11 protein-coding genes are annotated in these 8,044 nt (G+C 73.0%); 7 read left to right on the top strand and 4 right to left on the bottom strand.

The genetic code is table 11. The annotated features are described in order from the left end of the window. The coding region (locus MHW47_RS28780; RefSeq protein ID WP_308381729.1) for a hypothetical protein at positions 1-642 on the bottom strand (642 nt) is incomplete at its 3' end. A 35-nt stretch (positions 643-677) separates the two neighbouring features. Between MHW47_RS28780 and dapE the strand changes: the two genes are divergently transcribed. Further along, positions 678-1,757 carry a succinyl-diaminopimelate desuccinylase gene (dapE, locus tag MHW47_RS28775; RefSeq protein ID WP_239226683.1) on the top strand — a complete coding sequence of 360 codons (1,080 nt, stop codon included), beginning with the start codon at positions 678-680 and terminating at the stop codon, positions 1,755-1,757. A gap of 110 nt (positions 1,758-1,867) precedes the next feature. Continuing rightward, positions 1,868-2,653, top strand: coding sequence for a TIGR00730 family Rossman fold protein (locus MHW47_RS28770; protein ID WP_239226682.1), 786 nt, complete (start codon positions 1,868-1,870; stop codon positions 2,651-2,653). 31 nt (positions 2,654-2,684) lie between these two features. Here MHW47_RS28770 and folP read toward each other — a convergent pair whose 3' ends face one another. Beyond that, entirely contained in the window at positions 2,685-3,545 is an 861-nt protein-coding gene (folP, locus tag MHW47_RS28765) for a dihydropteroate synthase (RefSeq protein WP_239226685.1), read from the bottom strand. A 128-nt stretch (positions 3,546-3,673) separates the two neighbouring features. On the opposite strand from folP, the gene MHW47_RS28760 reads away from it, so the two are divergent. Continuing rightward, positions 3,674-4,042, top strand: coding sequence for a DivIVA domain-containing protein (locus tag MHW47_RS28760; RefSeq protein ID WP_239226681.1), 369 nt, complete (start codon positions 3,674-3,676; stop codon positions 4,040-4,042). Continuing rightward, complete coding sequence (locus MHW47_RS28755; protein ID WP_308381728.1) at positions 4,039-4,626, top strand: DNA-3-methyladenine glycosylase I; 588 nt, start codon at positions 4,039-4,041, stop codon at positions 4,624-4,626. Before MHW47_RS28760 ends, MHW47_RS28755 begins: the two co-directional genes overlap by 4 nt. Before the next feature lie 22 nt (positions 4,627-4,648). Here MHW47_RS28755 and MHW47_RS28750 read toward each other — a convergent pair whose 3' ends face one another. Then, the gene (locus tag MHW47_RS28750) at positions 4,649-5,461 is read right to left on the bottom strand and encodes an enoyl-CoA hydratase/isomerase family protein (RefSeq protein ID WP_239226680.1); all 813 of its coding nucleotides are present in this window, start codon (positions 5,459-5,461) and stop codon (positions 4,649-4,651) included. A gap of 314 nt (positions 5,462-5,775) precedes the next feature. On the opposite strand from MHW47_RS28750, the gene MHW47_RS28745 reads away from it, so the two are divergent. Continuing rightward, positions 5,776-5,943, top strand: coding sequence for a DUF3117 domain-containing protein (locus MHW47_RS28745; RefSeq protein WP_018105485.1), 168 nt, complete (start codon positions 5,776-5,778; stop codon positions 5,941-5,943). Positions 5,944-6,026: 83 nt separating this feature from the next. Here MHW47_RS28745 and MHW47_RS28740 read toward each other — a convergent pair whose 3' ends face one another. Next, positions 6,027-6,692 carry an O-methyltransferase gene (locus MHW47_RS28740; protein ID WP_239226679.1) on the bottom strand — a complete coding sequence of 222 codons (666 nt, stop codon included), beginning with the start codon at positions 6,690-6,692 and terminating at the stop codon, positions 6,027-6,029. A gap of 176 nt (positions 6,693-6,868) precedes the next feature. Here MHW47_RS28740 and sigE point away from each other — a divergent pair, with 176 nt between their 5' ends. Both sigE and MHW47_RS28730 read left to right on the top strand, forming a co-directional pair. Then, positions 6,869-7,630 (top strand): RNA polymerase sigma factor SigE, encoded by a 762-nt coding sequence (gene sigE / locus MHW47_RS28735; RefSeq protein ID WP_239226678.1) that lies wholly within the window; start codon positions 6,869-6,871, stop codon positions 7,628-7,630. Continuing rightward, positions 7,627-8,044 (top strand): anti-sigma factor (locus MHW47_RS28730; protein ID WP_239226677.1); only part of this gene is annotated, 418 nt, incomplete at its 3' end. The genes sigE and MHW47_RS28730, both read left to right, overlap by 4 nt.

The raw sequence follows: 8,044 nt of genomic DNA, 5'->3' as shown, positions 1-8,044 counted from the left end.
GCCGAACGCGTCCACCAGGGCGGCCCGCACCTTCGCCGCGTCCCCCGTGCCCCCCGTGGTCCGGGGCGGCTCGCAGTCCAGCGCGGCCGGAGTGCGCCCGGTCAGCGCGGCGGCCAGCAGCGCGGCGTCCGGCTCGTGCTTCGCGTACGCCTGCGGGAAACCGCTGCGCTGGACGCGCTGCGCGGCGACGGTGAGCGGCAGCCGCGAATAGCCGGGCACCTCGGCCAGGTGCTGGTAGAACTTCCCGGCCGCGTACACCGGGTCCATGATCTGCTTCGCGGTGCCCCAGCCCTGCGAGGGCCGCTGCTGGAACAGCCCCAGCGAATCCCGGTCGCCGTGGCCGATGTTGCGCAGTGCCGACTCCTGCAGCGCCGTCGCCAGCGCGATGGTCACGGCCCGCTCCGGCATCCCGCGCCGGGTGCCGACGGCGGAGATCGTCGCCGCGTTCGCGGCCTGCTCGGGCGTCAGCCGATAGGTGCCGTCCGCCGACCGCACCGTGCACTGGTCGGACCCCCGCCCGCCCGACACGTACTGAACGGTCAGATAGCCGGCCACCGCGGCGAGCACGCCGAGAGCGGCCACGATCCGCAGCCGCCGACCGCGGCCGGGACGTCGGGGAGCAGCGGAAACGGTCCTGGGCACGGGCCCACCGTACGACAGGCACTAGGGTCGTAGCCATGGCCGAAAGCACGCTTGACCTCACCCTGGACGGGCCCGCGCTCACCGCCGCGCTCGTCGACTTCCCCTCGGTCAGCGGGGAGGAGAAGGACCTGGCGGACGCCATCGAGGCGGCGCTGCGGGCCCTGCCCCACCTGACCGTCGACCGGTACGGGAACAACGTCGTCGCCCGGACCGGGCTCGGCCGCGCCGAACGCGTCATCCTGGCCGGTCACATCGACACCGTGCCCATCGCCGACAACGTGCCCTCCCGGCTCGACGCGGACGGCCTCCTGTGGGGCTGCGGCACCTCCGACATGAAGTCCGGCGTCGCCGTCCAGCTGCGCATCGCCGCCACCGTGCCCGAGCCCAACCGCGACCTCACGTTCGTCTTCTACGACAACGAGGAGGTCGCCGCGCACCTCAACGGCCTCGGCCACATCGCCGACGCCCACCCCGACTGGCTGAAGGGCGACTTCGCGGTCCTCCTGGAGGGCTCCAACGGCGAGGTCGAGGGCGGCTGCCAGGGCACCCTGCGGGTCTTCCTCCACCTCGCCGGGGAGCGGGCGCACTCCGCGCGCAGCTGGATGGGGTCCAACGCCGTCCACGCCGCCGCCCCGGTCCTCGCCCGGCTCGCCGCGTACGAACCGCGCCGGCCGGTGATCGACGGGCTCGAATACCACGAGGGCCTCAACGCCGTACGCATCGAGGGCGGCGTCGCCAACAACGTCATCCCCGACGCCTGCACCGTCGTCGTCAACTACCGCTACGCCCCCGACCTCGGCCAGGAGGAGGCCCTGGCCCACGTCCGCGAGGTCTTCGACGGCTGCGGCGTCGCGGAGTTCACCGTGGACGACCACTCCGGCGCGGCCATGCCCGGTCTCTCCCACCCGGCCGCCAAGGCGTTCATGGACGCGGTTGGCGGCACGGCCCGGCCCAAGTTCGGCTGGACGGACGTCGCCCGCTTCGGCTCCCTCGGCATCCCCGCGGTGAACTACGGCCCCGGCGACCCGATCCTCGCCCACAAGCGCGACGAGCACGTCAAGGTCGAGCGGATCACCCACTGCGAGGAGCGCCTGCGCTCCTGGCTCACCGCCTGACCCGCGTCCCGACCTCCCGCATTCCCCTGTCCGTAACCCGTGGCGATCTACGCTGGCGGGGAGACGGGGGCGCCGCAGGGCGCCCCCGACACAGGCGGAGGGAGCAGATCATGGGCAACCGCGAGGACGCGCGCATCCCCGAGGGTGCGGAGATCCCCGAAGGCGCGGTACGGCCCGAGGAGCAGCGCCTCGGCCCCGTACTGCGCCGCAGGGACCAGGTGCAGCCCGGCACGACCGATCAGCGGCTGCTGGACTCCGAGGACGACTCGGAGTGGGTGCACACCGACCCGTGGCGGGTGATGCGCATCCAGTCGGAGTTCGTCGAGGGCTTCGGCGCGCTCGCCGAACTGCCGAGCGCCATCAGCGTCTTCGGCTCGGCCCGGACGGCCGCCGGGACACCGGAGTACGAGGCGGGCGTCCGGATCGGCCGGGCGCTGGTCGAGGCGGGCTTCGCGGTCATCACGGGCGGCGGGCCGGGGGCGATGGAGGCGGCCAACCAGGGCGCCCGGGAGGCGAAGGGCATCTCGGTCGGCCTCGGCATCGAGCTGCCCTTCGAGTCCGGCCTCAACCCGCACGTCGACATCGGCGTCAACTTCCGCTACTTCTTCGTCCGCAAGACGATGTTCGTGAAGTACGCCCAGGGCTTCGTCGTCCTGCCCGGCGGCCTCGGCACGCTCGACGAACTCTTCGAGGCGCTGACCCTCGTCCAGACGGGCAAGGTCACCCGCTTCCCCATCGTCCTGTTCGGCACGGACTACTGGAGCGGCCTGGTCGACTGGCTCCGCGACACGGTGGTCGCCCAGGGCAAGGCGTCGGACAAGGACCTGCTCCTGTTCCACGTCACGGACGACGTGGACGAGGCGGTGGCCCTGGTCACCAAGGAGGTCGGCCGCTGACACATCGCCGCGGCGATGTGCCGGACATGGCCTAGGCCAGGCCCCGGCGGGCCACCGCCGGGGCCCGCCACCCCGCGATCGACGCCACCATGTCGAGTACGTCCCGGGTCTCCGCCACCTCGTGCACCCGGTACACCCGCGCCCCCAGCCACGCCGACACCGCCGTCGTCGCCAGCGTGCCGAGCAGCCGCTCCTTCACCGGCCGGTCCAGCGTCTCGCCCACGAAGTCCTTGTTGGACAGCGACACCAGCACCGGCCACCCCGTCGCGTCCATCTCGCCGAGCCGCCGGGTCGCCTCCAGCGAGTGCCGGGTGTTCTTCCCGAAGTCGTGACCGGGGTCGATCATGATTCCGTCCGGCCGCACCCCGAGGGACACGGCCCGCTCGGCCAGCCCCACGGTCACCCGCAGGATGTCCGCCATCACGTCCTCGTACCCCACCCGGTGCGGCCGCGTCCGCGGCTCCGCGCCCCCGGCGTGGGTGCACACGAGCCCCGCCCCGTACCGCGCGGCGACCTCCGCCAGCTTCGGGTCGACGCCGCCCCACGCGTCGTTCAGCACGTCCGCCCCCGCCTCGCAGACCGCCTCGCCGACCTCGTGGCGCCAGGTGTCCACGCTGATCACCACGTCCGGGTGGCGGCGGCGCACCTCGGCGACGAAGCCCACCGTGCGGCGGACCTCCTCCTCGGCGGTGACCTCCTCGCCGGGCCCCGCCTTGACGCCGCCGATGTCGATGATCGCCGCGCCGTCGGCTACGGCCTGCTCGACGCGGGCGAGCGCCGGCTCGTCCTGGAAGGTGGCCCCCCGGTCGTAGAAGGAGTCCGGGGTGCGGTTCACGATCGCCATGACCACCTGCTCGTGCGCCCCGAACTCGCGCCGCCCCAGCCGGAGCACACCGCCTGCCATGCGTGTCCCTTTCCTGTGAATCCGGCCGGGCACCACCTGCCGGGGCCAACTGCCGACCCTAGCTGTCGGCGCCGCATGGCACGATCGGACCCGGACGAATTCCGCTCCCAGGGGAGATGCGCGTGTTCTTGTTCTTGCTGCTGTCGATGGTGGTGGTGGTTGCCGCGGTCACCCTCGCGGTGGTCGGTGGGGGGAAGGGCGACATCCTGCGGGACGTGCCGCCCGAGCAGCTGACGGACCCGCTGCCCGTCTCGCGCCCGGTCGGCCGGGAGGACGTCGAGGCGCTGCGGCTGCCCGTGGGCGTGCGCGGCTACCGGATGGCCGACGTGGACGAGGCCCTCGCCCGCCTCGGCGCCGAGCTGGCCGAGCGCGACGCGCGCATCGCGGAGCTGGAGGCGGCGCTCGCGGGCGCCCGGGCCGGCCGCCCGGACCTGACGAAGGAACCCGCAGACCGGGCGCCCCACGACGAGGAGACCGGCCGGTGAGCGGCGAGGCGGTGGCGGCGGCGGACGGCGGGCTGCGCTGCCCGTGGGGGCTGTCCACCGAGGACTACCTCTGGTACCACGACACGGAGTGGGGCCGTCCGGTCCACGGCGACGACGCCCTGTTCGAGCGGCTGTGCCTGGAGGCGTTCCAGTCCGGGCTCTCCTGGCTGACGATCCTGCGCCGCCGCGAGGGCTTCCGCAGCGCCTTCGCGGGGTTCGACATCTCCGCCGTGGCGGCGTTCACCGAGGCGGACCGGGAGCGGCTGCTCGCCGACGAGGGCATCATCCGCAACCGCGCGAAGGTGGACGCGACCCTGTCCAACGCCCGGGTGCTGGCCGGCTGGGCCGCCGGTGAGCTGGACGAGCTGATCTGGTCGTACGCCCCCGACCCGCTGGGCCGCCCGGCCCCGAAGACCCTCGGGGACGTGCCGGCGGTGACCCCCGAGTCCACGGCCCTGGCCAAGGACCTGAAGAAGCGGGGGCTGCGGTTCATCGGGCCGACCACGGCCTACGCCCTGATGCAGGCGTGCGGCCTGGTCGACGACCACCTCGCGGACTGCGTCTCCCGCCCGACCCCGGTGTAGCGGCCGGCCGGCTCCGGGGCGGCTACCGCCCGAGGTACTTCGGCTTCTCCTTGGCCAGGAAGGCCCGCACCGCGATCCCGTGGTCCTCGGACGCGCCGGCCTTCGTCTGGAGTTCGTCCTCCTTCTCCAGGGCCTCGGCCAGGGAGTGCCCGGCCCCGAAGGCCATGGACTCCTTGAGCGCCGCGTAGGCCACGGTCGGCCCGCCGGCGAGGGCGCGGGCCACGGCGGCCGCCTCGGCGGCGAGGTCGGCGGCGGGCACCAGCTTGTTGACGATGCCCAGCTCGTGGGCGTCCTGCGCGGAGATGGAGCGCGGGAAGAGCAGCAGGTCCGCCGCCCGGCTCCGGCCGATGAGCCGGGGCAGCGTCCAGGAGACCCCCGAGTCGGCGGTCAGGGCGACCCCGGCGAACGAGGTGTTGAACGAGGCGGTGTCCGCGGCCACCCGGTAGTCGCAGGCGAGCGCGAAGCCGAAGCCCGCGCCGGCCGCCGCCCCGTTGATCCCGGCCACGACGGGCTTCGGCATCTCGGTCAGCGCCCGCACGATGGGGTTGTAGTGCTCCCGCACGGTGCTCAGCGCGTTGCCCCCCTGCTGCCCCTGCACCTCGGCGAGCTTGGCCAGGTGCTCCTTGAGGTCCTGGCCGACGCAGAACGCGCGCCCGCCGGCCGCGGTGAGCAGCACCGCGCGTACGGCGGTGTCGGCGGCGGCCGACCGCAGGGCGTCGCGGAGCGCGACCTTGGCCGCGGTGTTCAGGGCGTTCATCGCGTCGGGCCGGTTGATCGTGATCGTCGCGAGCCCGTCGTCGATGTCGTAGAGCACCGCGTCGTCGTGATCGGCCATGAGAGGTCCCTCCGCGTGTCGTCCAGCAGGCTGTTCACACGCAAGCATGGCCGACTTCGCCGTGGGCGGACATGTGACCTGCGTCAAACATTTCCGTGCCGCGGAGGGGTCACAGGGGCGGGAGTATCCCAGTGAGGTCCCCGAATTGGGTGGTTTTGAGTGAGCGCGTTGCCCAAGCGATGCAGAGCGATGTTGGTCATCGGGGTCGGTGATGCGGGATAATGGCGTGGAAGCACTGTGTTCGATGCCGGTGAGGCAGCGCCTGTCATGGGGCCGCCGGTTGCGATGAGCTGGTTTCAGGAAGGGGAACGAGCATGGCGGCCATGAAGCCGCGGACGGGCGACGGCCCGCTCGAGGTGACAAAGGAGGGGCGGGGCATCGTCATGCGAGTTCCGCTCGAAGGCGGCGGTCGGCTTGTCGTGGAGCTGACGCCGGACGAGGCCGATGCCCTCGGTGACGCCCTCAAGCAGGTCGTCGGCTGAGCTGAGCAGAGGCGCTCACAACTTCATCACTGCCCCGGCGCGGTCCCGTGCCGGGGCAGCGGTGTGTCCGGGGCCGGTACGGCTCAGCCGCGCCGGACCGCGCACAGCAGACCGTCGCCCACCGGCAGCAGCGTCGCCTGCAGCTCCTGGCTCTCACGGACCGCCCGCAGCAGCTCCCGCACCCGCAGTACCTCCGCCGGCTGGGCCGCCGAGTCGACCGTGCGGCCGTCCGCGAAGACGCCCTCGAAGCAGACGAGACCCCCCGGTCGCAGCAGGCGCAACGATTCAGCGAGGCAGTCCAGGCTCTCCATCCGGTCGCCGTCGCAGAAGACGAGGTCGTAGCCGCCGTCCGCGAGCCGGGGCAGTACGTCGAGGGCGCGGCCGGGGATGAAACGGGAGCGGTTGGCCGCGAAACCCGCCGCCCGGAACGCCTCGCGGGCGAACTGCTGGCGCTCGGGCTCCGGATCGACCGTGGTCAGCACCCCGTCCGGGCGCATGCCGTGCAGCAGATAGAGGCCGGACACGCCCGTGCCGGTACCGATTTCCGCCACGGCCTTGGCGTCCGTGGTGGCCGCGAGCAGACGCAGCGCGGCGCCGGTGCCCGGTGACACCGAGCGAAGTCCCGCCTCGCGGGCCCGGTCCCGGGCCCAGCGCAGAGCTTCGTCCTCGGCGACAAAGGCGTCGGCGAACGCCCAGCTCGTCTGCCGGTTGGCGGTAATGACCCTCTCCTGTCCCCTTAGTTGGCGCAACGGTGACTGTATCCGCTGGAGTCGGGAACCCGCAGATGGGACCGGGCGTTGTGAGAGGGCGGGGACAACCCGCGGACCGGGCCCGGTGCACGGGCCCGCCGCGCGGGCCGAGTTCCGGGGTGATCCCCGGCCCCAGCTGGAAAAAGGCTTATCCGGAGCTAACGGGCGAGGTGGTTATGGTAGGGGCTCCACTGGACACCACCAGAGCCGATAGGGGAGGTGCGGCTGCGCCTGTGGATCGGGGAGGAGTGCTGCGGCGCTTTCTCAGGTCGGCGGGTGAGCCGAAATCCGTGACCGACATCGCTGACCGTTCTTCCACAGACTCCGCACCGACCGCGACCTTCGCCTCCGATGCGGAATCCCAGGCGTGGACCCCGCCCACATGGGAAGAGATCGTCAGCACGCACAGCGGCCGCGTGTACCGCCTCGCCTACCGCCTGACGGGCAACCAGCACGACGCGGAGGACCTCACGCAGGAGGTCTTCGTCCGCGTCTTCCGCTCCCTGTCGACCTACACGCCCGGCACCTTCGAGGGCTGGCTGCACCGGATCACGACCAACCTGTTCCTGGACATGGTCCGCCGCAAGCAGCGCATCCGCTTCGACTCCCTCGGGGACGACGCCGCCGAGCGGCTGCCCAGCCGCGAGCCGTCGCCCCAGCAGGTCTTCAACGACACCCACTTCGACGCGGACGTCCAGCAGGCCCTGGACACCCTCGCGCCCGAGTTCCGGGCCGCCGTCGTCCTCTGCGACATCGAGGGACTCTCCTACGAGGAGATCGCCGCCACGCTCGGCGTCAAGCTCGGTACGGTGCGCAGCCGTATCCACCGCGGGCGCTCCCACCTGCGCAAGGCCCTGCGGCACCGCTCGCCCGAGGCACGGGCCGAGCAGCGCTCGCTGGCGGGAGCCCTCCTCGCAGGGGAGGGCGGCACGGCGTGAGCGGCACAGATCCGACCCCCGCGGAACAACACCTGGGGGACCGCCTCGCCGCGCTCGTGGACGGCGAGCTGAAACACGACGCCCGCGACCGGGTGCTGGCCCACCTCGCGACCTGTACCAAGTGCGCGGCCGAGGCGGCCGCGCAACGGCGCCTCAAGAGCGTGTTCGCCCAGGCGGCCCAGCCCTCCCCGTCGGAGGGCTTCCTGGCCCGCCTCCAGGGGCTTCCGGGCGGACCGCCGGGAGGCGACGACGAGCGCCGGGGAAGACCCGCGGGCGACTCCGCGCGGTTCGGTGACGGCCTGTTCCCCGGAACGCGCCCGCCGGGCGGCCGGGCCGACCTCACCACCGCCCCCGGCCCCCTGGGCGGCTTCGGCTACCTCCCCGCCGCGCACGGCGGGGCCACCGCGCTGCCCG

Origin of the sequence: Streptomyces sp. OfavH-34-F (genome assembly GCF_022347745.1) — a bacterium.
GTDB lineage: Bacteria > Actinomycetota > Actinomycetes > Streptomycetales > Streptomycetaceae > Streptomyces.
Note: the sequence above shows the minus strand (reverse complement) of the source record. Positions and strands in the feature narration are given on the sequence as shown.